Source organism: Spiroplasma endosymbiont of Othius punctulatus (genome assembly GCF_964019505.1).
Taxonomy (GTDB): Bacteria; Bacillota_I; Bacilli_A; order Mycoplasmatales; family Mycoplasmataceae; genus TIUS-1.
Map to the genome: position 1 here is coordinate 49,296 of NZ_OZ026449.1, position 18,362 is coordinate 67,657.

Here is an 18,362-nt window from a genome sequence, read left to right on the forward strand (position 1 = left end):
AAAAAATTATGATACTAGATGTATTTTCAAATTTATTAATTAACTATGCTTCATTTTGAAGTGTATTCATGCCAATGTTTATGGCAACAGCAAACCCAGCTGATGGCCCAAGTACTGATGGTGTTACAGATTGAGGTCTAAAATATATTGGTGCAGGTCTTGCATCAGTTGCATATACAGGGGCCGCAATCGGTCAAGGTTGAATTGGTGCTAACGCATGTACAGCAATTGGTAGAAACCCAGAAGCTGGAGCACAAGTTACAAAAACAGGAATGGTATTTGCAGGAATTGCTGAATCAGGAGCTATCTACGGATTGATCGTTGCGGTCTTAATTTTATTCGTAGTATAAGAAATTAAATTTTGATTCAATTTGCAGACACGCTAACAAGAGCAGAAACAGAAGGTGGCCTACCAGGTATACCCAATATTATTGAGTCGCTATTCCCAAACATACCAAACCTAATTGCACATATAGTAGCAACAATAGTAATTATTTTATTATTAGCAAAACTTATGTATAAGCCTGCTAAAAAAATGATCATCGAAAGAAGAAAAGAGGTCAACAGACTTTTAGACGAAGCTGTTGAAAAACAAATAACTGCATCAGAAAATGAAGTTGAGTCTAAATCGATTTTAGCTAAAGCACATGAAGAATCAAATACGATTTTACAAAGTGCTATTGTTAATGCGAATGAAGAAAAAGACTTAATCCATAAAGCGGCACAATCAGAAATTTTAGCATTAAAACTAAAAGCTGAAAATGATATTCAATGACAAAAACATGAAGCAAAACAAAATATGAAACAAGAGGTTATTGACCTGTCACTTGAAGTGGCTGCTAAATTAATCCACTCATATGTAAATGATGCTGAAAATGATCAGTACATTGAAGACTTCTTAAAAGACGTAGAATAATATGTTAAAACAAAAAGTAATTCAAAACTGAGCACATGCACTATACCAACTAATATTAGAGAACGATAAACGTTCAGAGATGTTAGAACAAGTTAGTGCTATATGTTATGGTTTAAATCACAATCCCTCTTTAACAACGCTATTATCTTTAGATAAATTATCAAAAGATGATGTCGATGGTCTAATTCAAGATACGTTCGGAGCACAAGGTGTAGATGGGTTGCTATTAAACGCAATCAAATACATGGTTGAGTGCGATGCATTCATCGGTGCTAGAGAAATATTTGAATTAACAAAAAAACAACTTTTATCAACAAACACAGATTTCATTTTTGGACAAATTGTTTCAACGAAGACTTTAGAAAAATCAGTAATTGAAAAAATTAAAGAAAAAATGGAAAAAAAATTTAACAGAAAAATCCACTTTATCGAAGAGATAGATTTAAATCTAATCGCTGGAATAAAAGTGGTAGTAGGAGATAACGTCTTTGACGGATCCCTAAAATCTAGGTTCGAAGATTTAAAAGAATCTATTAAAAAAATGGAAGGTTAATTATGAGTATTAAATTAAATCAAATCTCAGAAGTAATAAAACAACAAATAAAAAACTATAGTTCAAAAGTTATTAAATCAGAAGAAGGAATTGTTCTTTCAATTGGTGACGGTGTTGCCACAGTATCTGGTTTAGAAGATGTAATGAACGGTGAGTTATTGATGTTCCCTGGAGAAATAGCTGGAATGGCTATGAACCTAGAAGAGTCATCAATTGGTGTTGTTATTATGGGAGATGCATCAAAAATTGTTCAAGGTGACAGAGTAAAACGTACTAAAGAAGTTGTAAGAACTGGTGTAGGAAACGCTTTATTAGGTAGAGTAGTTAATGGTATCGGACAACCAATCGATGGATTGGGGAAAATTGAAACAACTAAAACTTTACCAGTTGAAAGAATTGCAACAGGAGTTATGTCACGTAAATCTGTTGATCAACCAATGGAAACTGGAATTGTAGCAATTGATTCACTAATACCAATTGGTAAAGGTCAAAGAGAGTTAATAATCGGTGACCGTCAAACTGGTAAAACAACAATTGCAATCGATGCAATAATTAACCAAAAAGGTAAAAACGTTAAATGTGTTTATGTAGCTATTGGTCAAAAAGAATCAACAGTTACTCAAATTGTAGAAAAGTTAAGAAAAAATGGAGCATTAGAATATACAGTTATTGTTACTTCTTCTGCTAGTGAATCAGCACCCATTCAATACATTACTCCATATACTGGTGTAACTATTGCTGAAGAATGAATGTTCAGTGGAGAAGATGTTTTAATTGTTTATGATGACCTATCTAAACATGCTCAAGCATATAGAACACTATCATTATTATTAAGAAGACCACCAGGACGTGAAGCGTACCCTGGAGATGTATTTTACCTACACTCAAGATTATTAGAAAGATCAGCTAGAATAACAAAAGAATATGGTGGTGGTTCAATCACTGCGTTGCCAATTATTGAAACACTTGCAGGAGATATTTCTGCATATATTCCAACTAATGTTATCTCTATTACTGATGGTCAAATATTTTTATCAGAAAGATTATTTAATGCAAACATTAGACCAGCTGTAGATACAGGGTTAAGTGTAAGTAGGGTTGGTTCATCAGCTCAAATTAAAGCAATGAAACAAGTTGCTTCAACATTGAAACTAGAACTTGCTCAATACTATGAACTACAAGCTTTCTCAAAATTCGGAAGTGATTTAGATGAAAACACAAGATCAATATTATCTCATGGTGAAAAAATTGTTGAAATCTTAAGACAACCAGAAGGGAAAACATTAGACCAAATTTTACAAACACTTGTCCTATTGGCAATTAATGAAAAATTAGTTAAATGAATTCCAGTTTCAAAAGTTGAAAGTTTAAAACTTGCTATCATTAAATTCTTTATGAAAGATGCTGCAGGTAAAGCAATTTATGAAAGTATTAAAGAAAAAAATGAATTCTCAGAAGATATCAAACAAACAGCTATTACAGAAATTAAAAAACTAATTAAAAAATCAATATCTACAATTCCTGATTACAATCCTTTAGATTACGGAAGACAAGAAGATTACGATAAGTTTTAATGGCAAATTTAAGTGAACTAAAAAATCAGATAGCTAGAACACAAGATACAAACAAAATAACTAAAGCTATGGAAATGGTGGCAACATCAAAATTCAAAAAGCTTAGTTCAAAAGTATTGGGTATGCAAGATTACATGCGCGATACATATAAGTTATTTGTTGATATCATTGCAAATACTAGTGATTCACAATACATGTGTAACTCTGACTTTGTACCCAAGAAAACATTATGAATTCTTGTTGGTTCAAACTTAGGACTATGTGGTGGTTATAATTCAAACGCCATAAAGTTAGCTAAGAAACATATTAGTAAAACTGATGATTATGTAATCGTCGGAAACAAAATGAGAAATTTTTGTAAAGCTGAAAATTTAAATGTTGTAAATCAATTTTTATCAGTTGATGAAAACTTTACAATCCAAGACGTAACTGCTGAACTTACAGCAGATATGATCGCCGCTTATAACAGTGGTTCAATCCAATCAATAAAAATCCTATATACAAAATTTATAAACAACGTTACATTCGAAGAAACAGTTTTAGACATTCTTCCAATTGTAAAAAAAGAAAATTTAACTAACAGAAATGAATTCCTTTTTGAACCAAGCGCTTCAGAAATTCTAAAGAGCTCAATTAACTTTTATCTAAGTACAATTGTTTTTGGATCAATTATGGAATCACACTTATCAGAACAAGCTAGTCGTAGACAAGCTATGGACAATGCGTCTAAAAACGGAAAAGACTTAGTAGACGAATTGAAAAGTCAATTTAATAGAAAACGTCAAGAAAATATTACACAAGAAATTACAGAAATTGTTGCAGGAGCGTCTGCTCAATAATAGGAGATCGAATTATGAATTTAAAAGGTACAATTATCCAAGTTATGGGATCAGTTGTTGATGTTAGATTTGAAACAAGTGAATTGCCAAAAATCTACTCAACAATCGAAATCCAATTACAAGGTAAAAAAGAAGTCCTAGAAATAGTTCAACACATTGGTGATAATGTTGTTAGAACAATCGCTATGGGTTCAACAGAAGGTCTTTCAAGAGGAACTGAAGCAACTGCCACAGGACACGCAATTAGTGTTCCTGTTGGTGAAAAAGCTTTAGGTAGAATGTTTAATGTATTGGGTGAACCAATCGATGGACTACCTGAATTGGTTGGTGAAAAAGTTATGCCAATCCACAGAGAAGCACCAAGTTACAAAGACCTTTCAACAACAACAGACATTTTAGAAACTGGGATTAAAGTCGTAGACTTAATTACACCCTTTGCTAAAGGTGGAAAAATTGGATTATTCGGAGGAGCCGGTGTTGGTAAAACAGTATTGGTTCAAGAATTAATTAATAACATTGCCAAAGCACATGGTGGTATTTCGGTATTTGCTGGAGTAGGTGAAAGAACTCGTGAAGGGAACGATCTATACTTCGAAATGAAAGAAGCTGGAGTTCTTGATAAAACATCATTGGTGTTTGGTCAAATGAACGAACCTCCAGGTGCTCGTATGAGGGTTGCTCTAACTGGTCTTACAATTGCTGAATATTTCCGTGATGAAAAAAATCAAGACGTTCTATTATTCGTTGACAACATTTTCCGTTTTACTCAAGCTGGTTCAGAGGTGTCTGCCTTATTAGGTAGACTACCTTCAGCTGCAGGATATCAACCAACACTTGCAACAGAAATGGGTGCACTACAAGAAAGAATTACTTCTACTAAGAAAGGTTCTATTACATCAGTTCAAGCAGTTTATGTTCCAGCTGATGACTTGACTGACCCAGCTCCAGCTACAACTTTTGCTCACTTAGATGCAAAAATTGTTCTTGATCGTTCAATTGCAGCTTTAGGAATTTATCCAGCTATTGACCCATTAAACTCAAGTTCAAGAATGTTAGATCCAAAAATTGTTGGACAAGAACATTATGATGTTGCAGTTAAGGTTCAAGAAATTTTACAAAAATATAAAGAACTACAATCAATCATTGCCATCTTGGGAATGGATGAATTATCTGATGACGATAAAATTATTGTTAACAGAGCACGTCGTATAAGAAACTTCATGTCACAACTATTTACAGTTGGTGAGAAGTTTACTGGTAGACCAGGTGCGTATGTTTCTGCAGCAGATAATGTTAAATCATTTAAATCTATAATTTCTGGTGAAGTTGATCACGTTGCTGAATCACACTTTATGTTTGCAGCATCAATTGATGAAGTAATCGAAAGACACAGAAAGGAAGAAAATAATGGATAGTTTGGAATTGAGAATTGTAACTCCTAACGGTGTATATGTTGATAAATTAAAAATTGATCAAATAACAATTCCAACAACAAATGGACAAGTTACATTATTGAAAAACCACATGCCACTAATTGGTAGTTTGCGTTTATCTTATGTCAAATTGAAAGAAGCTAAAAGTAATACCTTTAGATACATTCATATCCACAGAGGTATATTTGAACTTAAAAAAAACGTAGTAAAAATAGTAACTCAAAATGCCTATGATGTTGATAGTCAAGGTTATAAGTTTTAATTATATTTATTATCCCATCCTAGTTTAGGGTGGTTTTTTTATTTCAAAATTGCAAAACAAAACCTCGTAATTAAACGAGGGTTATTTTTTAGTTATTTCGTCATTGCGTTCATATCTTTTTTTACGCATTTCTTTTTGTCATTCAACTTCATCTTTAAATAGATTTAAGAATGAAAACATTTTTTGTTGTTTCAAAAAACCACTAAGTCCAATGTAGTTCATTTTTAAAGGGGCAAAATTAATTCTCCCAATATCCAAATTACATTGAATAGTTGTTATTTTTTTTGAAACCTCAATTTGTTCTCTGCTGTCTTTCAACTTAGAAATAACAGTAGGTTTGAATCCTTCTATTGTATCTATGTTCTTTAAGATCTCATCAACGGTACCATGGTTGTTAATAAGTGACAGAGCAGTGTTTTGATGTATACCTCTAACACCTGCTATATTATCTGAACTATCTCCAGTTAAGCTTTTTAAGTCAGGTATGTATTTTGGTTCAACACCCATAAGTTCCATTACCTTATCAGCATCAATTACAACAGGTTCTTCTTTGTTTGTTTGTTGTGAAATAACTTTAACTTTATTGTTAACCAATTGATAAATATCTTTATCACTTGATAGGACTTCAAAGTCAAATCCTAACTTACAACCAATTGTACAAATTGTTCCAATAACATCATCACCTTCACAAGTAGGGTGTTCATATCTTGGGATTCTTGCTGAGTCTAAAAACTCACGCATAATTTGCATTTGTGGTTTTAGATCTTCTGGTGTTTCTTTTCTTTTTTCTTTATATCTTGGATATAAATCTTTTCTTCAACAAGCTCTACCTACATCAAGCGCTACAATCACTGTGTGATATTTACCTGATTTAATTAATTCAGAAACGTTGTAAACAAAAACATAAACAGCGTTTATTAATTGTCCATCACGATTTAATGATTGTCTTTTTCTTTTAAGCGAACCATAGTAACCTTTGTATAGTAAGTGATATCCATCAATAACTAAAATTGGTTTTTTTGGTGTCTGACTATTATTGACCATAGTACTCCTAGAACAGAATTTTATTTTCTTCTGTAATATTTATTAACCCAACAATAGATGTTAAGTTTTTGTTATCTTTTGTAATTGTTTTAATTCATACAAGATCATTCTCATATCATCTTGAGATTTCTGAAAAACCATTCTTGATGACTGAATCAATTCTTTTAATATCCGAAACATTAAAAGAAAAGGTGAGTTGAATCCCAAATTCTAAATCCTTTAATAAATCATTATCGTTGATAATTGTTTTTATTCCTTGGGTATATGATCGACCTAATGGTCCGACACCTAATTTAGTGCCACCAAAGTACCTAATAACAAAAACAATAATATTGGTCAAAGACATAGATTTTAGGGTTTTCAACATAGCGTCACCACTAGTTCCTAGTGGTTCACCATCATTGTGAAATGACTCCCTAATGATTCCGTCTTCATTAAAAACGTAAGCTCAACAATTGTGTCGTGCATCGCTATTTGAATTTTCTTTGATAATAGTTTCAACGTCTGATTTAGAAGAGACCTTTTTAATAATGGTAATGAATTTCGACTTTTTGATTACAAATTCACTTGTATAGATAATGTCAGTTTTTAAAATTTTCATAATTACCATTAACAATATTATTTTATAGCAAAACCAATCAATTTGAATTTTGTTTTATACAACCATATAGTAGAATATAAGCAATGAGGTAATTATGAAATTGACAGTAAAAGGAATAGTTGAATATTTTGACTTAAAAGTAGAAAGCGGAAGTGAATATCTAACTAATGTTATTAAGACGTATGGAATGAATAGACCAGGCCTTGAGTTAGCAGGTTTTGTACCGACAGGTTCAAAGTCTCACAGAATAATGTTACTTTCTTCAAAAGAACAAGAATACTTAAACCAATTTTCTAAACAAGAACAAATCGATAAATTAACAAGTGTTTTTAAATTAGATGTACCAGCTATAGTTGTGACAACTAAATTTAAAAACAAACTTATTTTTGATGTTGCTAAAAATTACAAAATACCTGTACTTAGATCATCAGATGAAAAAACAAGTTCATTTACACAAAACATCTTGGGTTTCCTTGATGAGTTTTTCAGTGAAACAATTGAAGTGCACGCTTCACTTGTAAACATCTTTGGTAAAGGTGTTTTAATAATTGGTAAATCAGGAATTGGTAAATCAGAGTTAGTAATGGATTTAGTAAAAACAAATCACTTATTTGTAGGAGATGACAGAATTGTTATTTCTAAAAAAGCTAATAAATTATTTGGAAAATCACACCCTCTATTAACAAACTTGATCGAAGTGCGTGGGATAGGGATTGTTGAAATTCAAAAATTATTTGGTTACCAAATAATTCAAAAAGAAACACTAATTGATGTTGTTATTGAAATTACAGAATTCAACAAAGAAGATGTTTTTGATAGACTAGGAAATGATTTTACAAAACAAGAGTATTTAGGAATTGGTATTCCATATATTCAAATGCCAGTATCATCTGGTAGAAACCTATCAAGTTTAATTGAAACTGCAGTAGCCCAACTAAAAACGGCTGAAGCAAATGACTTTATTCCTGCAACAGATATCTTATCTAAAAGACTAGAGGAGTTTGAAGAATAAAAATGAAATCTCTACCCTGAGATGGTTCACAAACTTTAGAAGAATTAATGGCATCTGGAAAAGAGGTTTCAGCAGAAACTCTTTATTTCATGTACCCAATTTTTATAACAATCGGAGGTTTTCTTGCGGTTGGTTTAATCTATTTTAGAATTTGAAAAAAAAGAATACCACTTGGTAACATGTTAAACCTAACTTACATTGCACTACCTTGTGCAATTATAGGTGCTTCGTTTTTTGGAAAACTAGGTGGTTTTGATTATGGTTGAAAAATTTGAAACTACTTTATGTTTTGAAGATCTGGTATGTCATTGTTTGGTGGTATGGTCTTTGGATCATTTGCTGGATACATATATCTCCGACGAGTTTGTTACAAACTTCATATATCAATATGGGTTTATCTAGATTGCATAGTTCCCTGCATTTTATTAGCACAAGCAATAGGTAGATGAGGGAATCTCTTTAATCATGAAATTTTAGGAAATCCATTAGGTGAAGATGAGTTATGAAAAATTGATTGATTACCGGATTTCATTAAATTTAGATTATATCCAATGTATCAATTTGATGAAAATGGTATATCTGAATTAATTACAGGATATACATTTCATGAACCATTATTCTTATATGAATCATTTGCCGACTTACTTTTATTTTTTATAATCATGTTCCTTGTTCCTTGAGTATTTAAAATCTCAGGTCCAAAGCCTTGAAAGAAAAATCCTAAAGCATTTCCAATTAAAGGAATTGCAATAACTAAAGATGAGTTATTAGCAATTCCTGTTCAACGTGAATTAGATTTAAAAACAGACGGAAACGGTAAGTATTGATATACAAAAGCTAACGCTTGACGTAAAGCTTATTATTTTTATGAACCTGATAGTAAAAAATCAGAACAGTATTCAAATGAGTTACTTGCACACGAAGATATACAAGTAAAAGCAAGCAATGAATATTTACTTATTAAAAATAAGTACAATCTAAAAATTAAATCAACACATGACAAAGAAGAAATTAAACAACTTAAAATAGAAAAAGCAGAAGCATTAAAACCATACAAGTGATCAAGATTTAAGATAGTCAATGGATTAACAAAGAACTCTAAAATGTTGTATAATTTAAACAACCCAGACGGTTATAAGGTGATGCACAGTGGTGTGCAAGCTTCGTTATATCTAATGGGTTATTCAATCATTCGTATGAGTTTAGAACACCAGAGAACAGGATTTGATTTAACCTTTAAAGGTTCAATGGTTGTTAACTATATATTCTTAGCAACTATATTTTTAATATCTGTGTTCACACTATTTATGGTGCAATTTATAGCACCATATAAATGAAGACAATCAGAATGATTGTATGAAAAATCATATTAACAAGGAGATAAATTATGAACAAAAAATTTGATGTAATAATTGCAGGGGCAGGACCAGCTGGTTTGACTTCTTCAATTTATGTAAGTCGTGCCGAATATAAAGTAGCTGTTTTAGAAAAGGGTGCACCAGGTGGGAAAGTAATTAGAACTGCTGAAGTTGAAAATTATCCAGGGTACACTTCAATTACTGGACCAGAACTTGGAATGAAATTTTATGAACAAGCAATGGCGATGGGAGCAAACTTTATTTACTCAGGATTAGAAACATTTGAAAAAGACGGAGACACATTTTTAGTTACACTTGAAAATGCTGAAGTTATTGAATCAAAAGCTTTAATCATAGCAACTGGAAGTAAAGAAAACTTAATTGGTGTTCCTGGTGAAGTTGAACTATATGGAAAAGGTGTTTCGTATTGTGCAACTTGTGATGGTGCATTTTACAAGGGTAAAGAAGTAGTTGTAGTTGGTGGTGGATATTCTGCTATTGAAGAAGCAATTTTCTTAACAAGATTTGTAGACAAAGTATACTTAGTCCACAGAAGACAAGAATTTAGAGCTGATAAAAAATCAGTTGATAAAGCAAGAACAAATCCAAAAATTGAATTCATTTTAGATTCAGTTGTTACTAAAATTAATGGTGACAAAAAAGTTGCAAACGTTGAAATTAAAAACATTATTTCAAATGAGACAAAATCAATTGAAGTATCAGCAATTTTCCCATTCATTGGTCAAACTGCAGAAACACACTTCATGGATAAAAAATTAGTTAACACTGAAAAAAATATTATTGTTAATGAAAAAATGGAAACAACAATCAAAGGATTATATTCTGCTGGTGATGTACGAGTTACACCGTTCAGACAGATTGCCACAGCGGTTGCCGATGGTGCTCTTGCGGGTCAAGAAGCAGTTAAATATTTAGAAAAATTAGACTAACAATTATTATTAATTTGGAGGTATAAAATGGAATGATGAAACTGAGATGAAGCTAAGTATACAAAACCAGGTGGCGTATGAACTTTCGATGATCAATTAAGTGCTGGGCCATTTCAGGTATATGCGCTTTTAATATCATCTTCAATATTGGTAGCAATTATCATGTCGGTGATATCTTGCAGAATTAGAAAAATTCCAATCACTGAAGTAATAATTTCACTTTCGTTTATTGTTCCACTTGCCTTGATTGGTGCCTCAATTTTTGGAAAACTAGATACAAGTAAATCACAAAACTTTTTAGACTTAATTGCGTTTTGAGAAGCTGGTATGGCTATTCATGGTGGAATTATATTTGCAGCAGTTGGAACTGTTCCAGTTGCAATATATGTAACAAGAAAATATAAGATTTCAACACTTGCATATCTTGATGCAATATTACCTCACATCTTATTAGCACAAGCTATTGGAAGGTGAGGTAATTACGCTAACCATGAATTGTTTGGAAATCCAATGATGGAACTAACACCTGATCAAGTTGATGCGTTATCTAACTTTTGAAAAAATTTGGTAACAGTTAATGATGGTGATTATTTCTTAATGCATCCATTCTTCTTATATGAATCAATTGGATTAGGTTTAGCATGAGCTGCGATAGTTGGTGCACCATATTTTGTTTCTATATTTTCTGGACCAAATAAAAAATATAAAGATGAATTTAGCATAAATACAAAAGATACATTTAGATCATTTATATTTTGAAACAAAGATTTCCCTAACTCATATCAAGGTGTCTGAAATAATGGATTTGTTGAAAAAATAAATTCAGATGAAAGACAAAAATATGAAGAAAGCTTAGATAGTTACAAAACACGTTGATCAAAAGGAAAAGCCTTATATAAAGCAAACAATCCTGATAGCTACTTTGTACTACACAGCGGTGTTAAGGTTGGGGCATACTTATTCTTTTGAAATATTATTCGTGTAAGTTTAGAAGTGTTCAAAGCTGAAGGTTCATTATTTATAATGAATGATAAACCATTATCTGTTGCATTAATTTCACTTACTGCATTTGCGGGTCTTGCTATGATTATTTTTTATCAATTTATAGCACCATATATATTAAGAAGACCTGAATATAAATATGAAAAACAATATTTTTATTTAAGTAAATAATTAACAAAGGCGGTACACATATGTCATTTTCACTAGAAGTAAAAGAAGATATACTTTCTCATACATTTGAAAAACGACAAGTTGTCGCCTTTTTAAATGCCTTTATTAAATACAATGCAACTTTTTCTATTACTAACAAAGGTTTGACAATACAAATGTCGTCTACAAGTAATAAAGTTATACGTGCAGTATATGAACATTTAAAAGTAATATTTCAAGGTGATATTGATATTAGAATTATTCAATCTCAAAAATTAAAAAAACATAAAGTATATGAACTGATACTTTCTGGAGAAATCCAAAACTTTTTAATAGAACAAAATATGTATGATTTCGAAGGTGCAAAAAAAATAATTGAAATACCTAAAGAATGAATTAAAACAGAAGAAATCCACAGATCTTATATTGCTGGTTTGTTTGTGAGTTGTGGTTCTGTTAATTCACCAACAACTACAAACTATCATTTAGAATTACAATTTAACGAAATTGAATCAGCACAATATGTGATGAAAATATTGAAAGGCTTTCCTTTCAAACTAATTACAAGAAAAAACAAGTTTGTAATTTATATGAAACGTTCAACATTGATATCTGATTTTCTAAGATATATCGATTCAACTAAATCAATGTTGAAATATGAAACAACCAGAATAGATAGAGACTTTCAAAATAGTTTAAACAGAACAATAAACTTAGATGTTTCCAATCAAAAGAAAACAACTAAAGCAGCTGAACAACAAATTGGTTGAATTAATGATTTAACCAAGTCAAAGAAACGTTTAGAGTTATCAAAAAAAATACAAGCATTGTGTAAAATAAGATTAGAAAACCCTGAGTCATCTTATTCAGAATTAGAATACCTAATGAGAATTGAGGGGATTGATATAACAAAAGCTGGTATTAGTAATTTGTTTAAAATAATTCAAAGAGAAGTAAAGGAAATAGAAAACTAATGGAAAACAAGAATACGCCAGAGATAATAATGATCTTTGCAAAAAATATGAAAAAAATTAGAATAGAAAGAAAATTGTCTCAAGAACAATTATCTTTTGAATCTGGTTTACATAAAAACTATATATCTGATGCTGAACGTGGATATAGAAACATATCATTAAAAGCGGTTGAAAAAATAGCAAAAGGACTACATGTAAATGTAGACGAATTGTTTAAAAAATAGAAAATAAATTTTAATTACAAAAAAAAAAAAAAAATAGAATTTATTACCAATTTCACTTGATTGTGTATTTTTTTACTTGATAATTACTATAAGCATATCGAAAAGTAGAACATACAAATCGAATAAAAAATATTATTACTCGATGATCGATATAGCAATAATAATTAAACAAAAAATAAGAGGAAATTATATATGAAAAAATTATTAGCGATGTTAGGAGCAGCCGGATTAGTTGTTTCTACAGGTGCAGTTATTGTATCTTGTGGAACTGATCCAGCGCCAGTTGAAACAACACAAGAAATCACAATTACTGAAGGTACAAAATTTGACAAAGCAGTTGAAGAATCAACAATTGCAATAGCATCAGTTAAATTAGATGACAAAGCAGTTGAGGGTGATTTCATGATTGCAGCAACAGTTGATGCAGAAACAAAAATGATAGTAACAGGTACTTTAACAGCGCCAAAAGAATTGGCAGTTGGAACATACACTGTGTCACTTGAAGCAGATGAATTTAAATCACCTGAAGCATTTGAAGAAGCAGAACCTACAAAAGTGATTACTACATTCACATTTGAAATTAAAGAGGCAGATAATACTGTTGAATTAAATACAGTTTTAACTGTAAAAACAGTTAAAGTTGCTGAAGACAAAATTGAAGATGTTGAAACAGTTAAAGCAGCAATCATAGCAGCAAACGAAGGTCTAGACGATAAAGAAGTTGAATTCGGAACAATTACTGAAGGTAAAATTTCTGTATCAGTTAAAGAAGGATCAAAAGTTTACAAAGGTGAAGCTGTTGAAGTAACAATCGAAGCAATCAAAGGTGATGATGAAGCTGTTGAATTAAATACAGTTTTAACTGTAAAAACAGTTAAAGTTGCTGAAGACAAAATTGAAGATGTTGAAACAGTTAAAGCAGCAATCATAGCAGCAAACGAAGGTCTAGACGATAAAGAAGTTGAATTCGGAACAATTACTGAAGGTAAAATTTCTGTATCAGTTAAAGAAGGATCAAAAGTTTACAAAGGTGAAGCTGTTGAAGTAACAATCGAAGCAATCAAAGGTGATGATGAAGCTGTTGAATTAAATACAGTTTTAACTGTAAAAACAGTTAAAGTTGCTGAAGACAAAATTGAAGATGTTGAAACAGTTAAAGCAGCAATCATAGCAGCAAACGAAGGTCTAGACGATAAAGAAGTTGAATTCGGAACAATTACTGAAGGTAAAATTTCTGTATCAGTTAAAGAAGGATCAAAAGTTTACAAAGGTGAAGCTGTTGAAGTAACAATCGAAGCAAATGACGACAATAACGAATTATTCGCTTTCTACTACCAAGCATAATTTAAAAACATAATATATTTATAAAACTAAAATAATCCTTACGGATTATTTTTTATATTAAATTAGCAACTGTTAAGTCATCTTGTTTTGGGTTGTTTCTAATTGAACTATATCCACCAAACAAAACAAAGGGATGCATTCTTTTTTCTTTTAGATCTAAATAAACATTTAGATTACTTCTATAATCTTCACTAATTAAAAGTATCTTTTTTCTTAGCTTAATTTTTTCATAATACTTTAGTTTAAAATTGGTGATTGGAATATTTATTGAACCCTTTAAATGGTGTTCTTTAAATGCTGCACTAGGTCTTAAGTCAATTACTTGTCATTTATCTGAATTTAAGATTTTCTTTAATGATGTGCTGTACTTATGTTTGAATTTTCTTTTTCAATATCAATTACCAAATAAAAAATTAATAAACGAAAATACCTTATCTAGTCACTGCATAAATCACCTTATATACTTAAAATTATAGTATCATATCCTTAAAGGAGAAAAGTGTATGAACTTGTTTGCGGTACAATCACAGATTAAATCTACAGAAATGGCAGTATTCATATTAGAAGTAATATGTATGATAATAGCCATTGTAATGATTATTGTAGGGTTAGTCCAAAATAAAAAATCGCAAACAGGTTTAAGTGCACTTAACGGTGGGAATGATGAATTGTTCGCCAACTCAAAAGAACGCGGTCTAGACAAAACACTCTCACAAGTAATGTTTGGTCTAGGTATATCTTTAGCGTTGATATCGATTATCATGGCCATCCTAACGAACGTTATTCTATAAAATGAAAAATAAAATTTTAAACATCTTGAAAGGTAAGAAAGCAATTTCTTTTTCTGACTTAACAAAAGAATTAAATATGAACAACGATGCTTTGACAAAAGCATTAAAAGAATTTGAAGAAACAAATGAAGTTGTTTATTCGATAAACAATATGGTTTATTTAGTTAACAAAGATCAACAACTAGGAACAATAAGAATCAATTCAAAAAAATTTGGATTCATCAAACCCGAAGTAGGTGATGATGATTTTTTTGTTCCAGGAGTTGGTTTAAATGGTTGTCTATCTTATGACACAGTTATCTTTAATATAGTTACTGAAAATGACGGTAGAACTCGCGGGAACGTAATTGATGTAATTAAACGTGAAATTAAATTCATGGTAGGTACATTAGAAGAAAGCAGAGATAAAAAGTTTTTGGACTTTATCCCAAGTGATAAAGCTTTAATTAACTACAGAATTGTTTTAGTTAACAAATCAAAATATAAATTAAAACCAGATCTAATTATTCGTGTAAAAGTATCTAACGTAAAAGAAAATAAACTATTTGTTTATATAGAAGAAATCATTGGAGACGCCAATAAAGCAGTTGATAGAATAATCTCTGTAGCGTACGAAAATGATTGCAAACCAGGGTTTGATCAAAACGTATTACAAGAAGCTGATAACGTCGCTGAACCAATCAATAAGAATGCTCCAGATATCAAAGCGCGTATGGAAAGAAACTTATATGATAAAACAATCGTTACAATTGATGGAGATGACTCTAAAGACTTAGATGATGCTATCTGTGTAGCTAAAGTTGGTAATAACTACTTATTAACGGTTGCTATCGCTGATGTGTCTTATTACGTACAACAAAGAACAGCATTAGACAACGCTGCTCTTTATAAAGGTAATTCCGTTTATCTTGCTAACAAAGTATTGCCAATGTTACCAGAAGTATTATCTAATGGAGTTTGTTCTTTAAATCCTGATGAAGATAAACTTTGTATGGTCGCTGATATCTTAATTGATAAAGATGGTACACACCTAAAAACAGATGTGTATGAATCAATCATGAAATCAAAAGGAAGATTAACTTATAAAAAAGTTAATGACTTTTATGACACTAGAAAAACTGAGTATTCAAAAGAAATCCAAGACATGCTTGATATTTCTTTTGAACTACACCAAGTTCTAGAAAAAAGAAAAAAAATTGAAGGAACAATTGATTTTGAAATACCAGAACCAAAAGCTGTTTTAAATGACAAATTTGAAGTAATAGATATTGTTTCAAGAGAACGTGGTGAAAGTGAAAAACTAATTGAGAACTTCATGGTGGCTGCTAATGTGGCTGTAGCTAAAGTTGTATTAGATTTAAAAAAACCATTCGTTTATAGAAACCATGGACAACCAGAAGAAGAAAGTATTGTTGAATGAATTAGTAATTTAAAAATGCTTGGAATCAATACTAAGATTAATATAACTGATGGGATAACTCCAAAAGCGTTATCGCAAGGTTTAAAAGATATTGATGCAGCTGTTGAAGATCAAACAAGAAAAACTGTTATCAACATTACATTGTTACACCATATGCAAAAAGCTGCATATGAACAAGATAACATTGGACACTTTGGTTTAGCAGTTCCATACTATACTCACTTTACTTCTCCAATCCGTAGATATTCAGATCTAATGGTTCATAGATATCTAAAAAAATTTGTTATCCAAAAAGATAACACTAACTTAGATGCTGTAGAAAGTTTTATAGATCGTGCATGTAAAATTATTAATGAAACAGAAAAGAAAGCAATCAATGCTGAACGTGAAGTTAATAAAATGTGTATGGCTGAATATATGACAAAGTACATAGGACAAGAATATGAAGGTATAATTTCAGCTGTTTTAAAATTTGGTATCTTTGTACAATTGCCAAACTCAGTAGAAGGTCTAATTCATATCTCTTCAATGCCTGGAGCTGTATATGATGAAAAAGGTGGAGTTATGTTAACTGCCGATAAAAAAATGTGAAAACTAGGTGAAAAAATAAAAATCAAAGTAAAAGACGCAGACGTTAAAAAACGTATGATCGACTTTATGTTTGCACCAACTAAATAACACTAGGATGGTAACTTTGAAATTTATTTAACCTTATTTAATTTTATGCTTGAAAATAAATTTATTTAAATTAATATTAAATAATAAAATGGGAAACATAAATGCATTGATATGATTACTTGTCCATCTTCGTTAATATATTGGCCTTAGTGACATTTGCATTTTCTATATTTTCTTTTATTCGTTCAACTAAAAAAAATAAATTACTTGAAGAAGAATCTAATAAAAATAAAAATGAAGCATCTAAAATTAATGCCAATACAACAGAGACATTAGGTTTAATTATTGAAAAAATCGTAGAAATAGAATCGTTAACAAAAGAAAATATAAAACTTTCTTTAGAGACTAAATTACTGTTGCAAGATCGACTTACAGATGAAAATGCCGAAATTATAATTAATGATAATGACTATGACGAATTTGTTGATAATTCAAATATGTATTTAGATTCTTTCGAAACCATCCGGAGAACAAAGAATATTAATTCTAAAAACAAGATTAAAAAGAAAAAGTAATAAAATATTGGTAAAATAATTATATACATTATATGTATATTATTTATGTTTAACTTATAGAGAGGTTGATATGAACGAAAAATTTAGAGAAGAACTTATAAACAACAAAGCTTGTGAATTAAGTTTAGATGAATCGTATTACGAAAAATTATATATTTCATTCGTTTTGAATTATTCAAAAGAATTAAATGTTTTTATAAACAATAATAAAAAAGTATTGGATGGTTGATTTAATAAGGCAAATAATTCAATAAATAAAAAAAGTGAATTATTTGTGGATATGCTAGTTTTTACAAAAACAGTAAAGCTTAAAGATAAATCCGAAAAAATAAAGGACAGAAAAATTAGTGCTTTTGAAATTGACTACTCATTTTTAAAAAAATATGTTTCTGTTAAAAACAAAAAAGAAGTTTCATTAATTTGAAAAACTGCTGAAATCATTGAAAGTGATATTAACAATAGTATTAGGGGTGAAAGTGACAGTTCAATTCAAAAAGCTGATAAATATAATCATTTCTTTGAATTGTTTAAGCAACACCAAATTTTATTGAATTTTATTTTAGATGAAGAATTTAGAAAAAAAGCAATATATGATAATTTAGTTTATTTATCAAATATCAAGTCAAAAGTAAGTGAAGAATTTGCAATTCAAAAAACTCAAATTGATCAAAATAAATTTAAATCATTGAATCACCAATAATAATTCAAGTTAAAAAGTTGCC

The 18,362-nt window shown here is 30.3% G+C and carries 21 protein-coding genes; 18 read left to right on the forward strand and 3 right to left on the reverse strand.

Annotated elements, in window-relative coordinates; genetic code table 4:
* The first annotated feature begins 8 nt into the window (after positions 1-8).
* Genes AACL07_RS00250 through AACL07_RS00280 form a run of 7 tightly spaced genes read left to right on the forward strand, consistent with a single transcriptional unit; the run spans position 9 to position 5,577 of the window.
* A complete protein-coding gene (locus AACL07_RS00250; RefSeq protein WP_338983608.1) occupies positions 9-350 on the forward strand; it encodes a F0F1 ATP synthase subunit C in 342 nt (113 codons plus the stop codon).
* Positions 351-361: 11 nt separating this feature from the next.
* Positions 362-916 carry an ATP synthase F0 subunit B gene (locus tag AACL07_RS00255; RefSeq protein ID WP_338983610.1) on the forward strand — a complete coding sequence of 185 codons (555 nt, stop codon included), beginning with the start codon at positions 362-364 and terminating at the stop codon, positions 914-916.
* 1 nt (position 917) lies between these two features.
* The gene (gene atpH / locus AACL07_RS00260) at positions 918-1,469 is read left to right on the forward strand and encodes an ATP synthase F1 subunit delta (RefSeq protein ID WP_338983612.1); all 552 of its coding nucleotides are present in this window, start codon (positions 918-920) and stop codon (positions 1,467-1,469) included.
* A gap of 2 nt (positions 1,470-1,471) precedes the next feature.
* Positions 1,472-3,043, forward strand: a complete 1,572-nt coding sequence (gene atpA, locus AACL07_RS00265) for a F0F1 ATP synthase subunit alpha (protein WP_338983614.1) — start codon at positions 1,472-1,474, stop codon at positions 3,041-3,043.
* Positions 3,043-3,882 (forward strand): ATP synthase F1 subunit gamma, encoded by an 840-nt coding sequence (atpG, locus tag AACL07_RS00270; protein WP_338983616.1) that lies wholly within the window; start codon positions 3,043-3,045, stop codon positions 3,880-3,882. The genes atpA and atpG overlap by 1 nt, the downstream gene beginning before the upstream one ends.
* A gap of 14 nt (positions 3,883-3,896) precedes the next feature.
* Complete coding sequence (atpD, locus tag AACL07_RS00275; protein ID WP_338983618.1) at positions 3,897-5,297, forward strand: F0F1 ATP synthase subunit beta; 1,401 nt, start codon at positions 3,897-3,899, stop codon at positions 5,295-5,297.
* On the forward strand, positions 5,290-5,577 hold the full coding sequence (locus AACL07_RS00280; RefSeq protein WP_338983620.1) for a hypothetical protein: 288 nt from the start codon (positions 5,290-5,292) through the stop codon (positions 5,575-5,577). Before atpD ends, AACL07_RS00280 begins: the two co-directional genes overlap by 8 nt.
* An 81-nt stretch (positions 5,578-5,658) precedes the next feature.
* Here the strand turns inward: AACL07_RS00280 and AACL07_RS00285 are convergent, their stop codons facing one another.
* Both AACL07_RS00285 and AACL07_RS00290 read right to left on the reverse strand, forming a co-directional pair.
* Positions 5,659-6,621: a 5'-3' exonuclease gene (locus AACL07_RS00285; protein WP_338983622.1), complete on the reverse strand. Its 963-nt coding sequence runs from the start codon at positions 6,619-6,621 to the stop codon at positions 5,659-5,661.
* A gap of 7 nt (positions 6,622-6,628) precedes the next feature.
* On the reverse strand, positions 6,629-7,222 hold the full coding sequence (locus tag AACL07_RS00290; protein WP_338983624.1) for a YigZ family protein: 594 nt from the start codon (positions 7,220-7,222) through the stop codon (positions 6,629-6,631).
* Positions 7,223-7,316: 94 nt separating this feature from the next.
* Here AACL07_RS00290 and hprK point away from each other — a divergent pair, with 94 nt between their 5' ends.
* The 7 genes from hprK (at position 7,317) to AACL07_RS00325 (ending at position 14,236) form a co-directional block, all read left to right on the forward strand.
* Positions 7,317-8,234 (forward strand): HPr(Ser) kinase/phosphatase, encoded by a 918-nt coding sequence (gene hprK, locus AACL07_RS00295; RefSeq protein ID WP_338983625.1) that lies wholly within the window; start codon positions 7,317-7,319, stop codon positions 8,232-8,234.
* Positions 8,235-8,236: 2 nt separating this feature from the next.
* Entirely contained in the window at positions 8,237-9,607 is a 1,371-nt protein-coding gene (locus tag AACL07_RS00300; RefSeq protein ID WP_338983627.1) for a prolipoprotein diacylglyceryl transferase, read from the forward strand.
* Between the two features lie 14 nt (positions 9,608-9,621).
* Positions 9,622-10,542, forward strand: a complete 921-nt coding sequence (trxB, locus tag AACL07_RS00305) for a thioredoxin-disulfide reductase (protein WP_338983629.1) — start codon at positions 9,622-9,624, stop codon at positions 10,540-10,542.
* A gap of 27 nt (positions 10,543-10,569) precedes the next feature.
* Complete coding sequence (locus AACL07_RS00310) at positions 10,570-11,715, forward strand: prolipoprotein diacylglyceryl transferase family protein (RefSeq protein WP_338983631.1); 1,146 nt, start codon at positions 10,570-10,572, stop codon at positions 11,713-11,715.
* A gap of 20 nt (positions 11,716-11,735) precedes the next feature.
* Positions 11,736-12,668 (forward strand): DNA-binding protein WhiA, encoded by a 933-nt coding sequence (gene whiA / locus AACL07_RS00315; protein ID WP_338983633.1) that lies wholly within the window; start codon positions 11,736-11,738, stop codon positions 12,666-12,668.
* A complete protein-coding gene (locus AACL07_RS00320) occupies positions 12,668-12,892 on the forward strand; it encodes a helix-turn-helix transcriptional regulator (RefSeq protein WP_338983635.1) in 225 nt (74 codons plus the stop codon). The genes whiA and AACL07_RS00320 overlap by 1 nt, the downstream gene beginning before the upstream one ends.
* 192 nt (positions 12,893-13,084) lie before the next feature.
* Positions 13,085-14,236: a lipoprotein gene (locus AACL07_RS00325; RefSeq protein WP_338983636.1), complete on the forward strand. Its 1,152-nt coding sequence runs from the start codon at positions 13,085-13,087 to the stop codon at positions 14,234-14,236.
* A gap of 52 nt (positions 14,237-14,288) precedes the next feature.
* Here the strand turns inward: AACL07_RS00325 and AACL07_RS00330 are convergent, their stop codons facing one another.
* A complete protein-coding gene (locus AACL07_RS00330; protein WP_338983638.1) occupies positions 14,289-14,684 on the reverse strand; it encodes a rhodanese-like domain-containing protein in 396 nt (131 codons plus the stop codon).
* 55 nt (positions 14,685-14,739) lie between these two features.
* Between AACL07_RS00330 and secG the strand changes: the two genes are divergently transcribed.
* The 4 genes from secG (at position 14,740) to AACL07_RS00350 (ending at position 18,340) form a co-directional block, all read left to right on the forward strand.
* On the forward strand, positions 14,740-15,027 hold the full coding sequence (gene secG / locus AACL07_RS00335) for a preprotein translocase subunit SecG (protein WP_338983640.1): 288 nt from the start codon (positions 14,740-14,742) through the stop codon (positions 15,025-15,027).
* Position 15,028: 1 nt separating this feature from the next.
* A complete protein-coding gene (rnr, locus tag AACL07_RS00340; protein WP_338983642.1) occupies positions 15,029-17,125 on the forward strand; it encodes a ribonuclease R in 2,097 nt (698 codons plus the stop codon).
* A 101-nt stretch (positions 17,126-17,226) separates the two neighbouring features.
* Positions 17,227-17,640, forward strand: a complete 414-nt coding sequence (locus tag AACL07_RS00345; RefSeq protein WP_338983644.1) for a hypothetical protein — start codon at positions 17,227-17,229, stop codon at positions 17,638-17,640.
* A 70-nt stretch (positions 17,641-17,710) separates the two neighbouring features.
* Positions 17,711-18,340 carry a hypothetical protein gene (locus tag AACL07_RS00350; RefSeq protein ID WP_338983645.1) on the forward strand — a complete coding sequence of 210 codons (630 nt, stop codon included), beginning with the start codon at positions 17,711-17,713 and terminating at the stop codon, positions 18,338-18,340.
* Positions 18,341-18,362 lie beyond the last annotated feature (22 nt).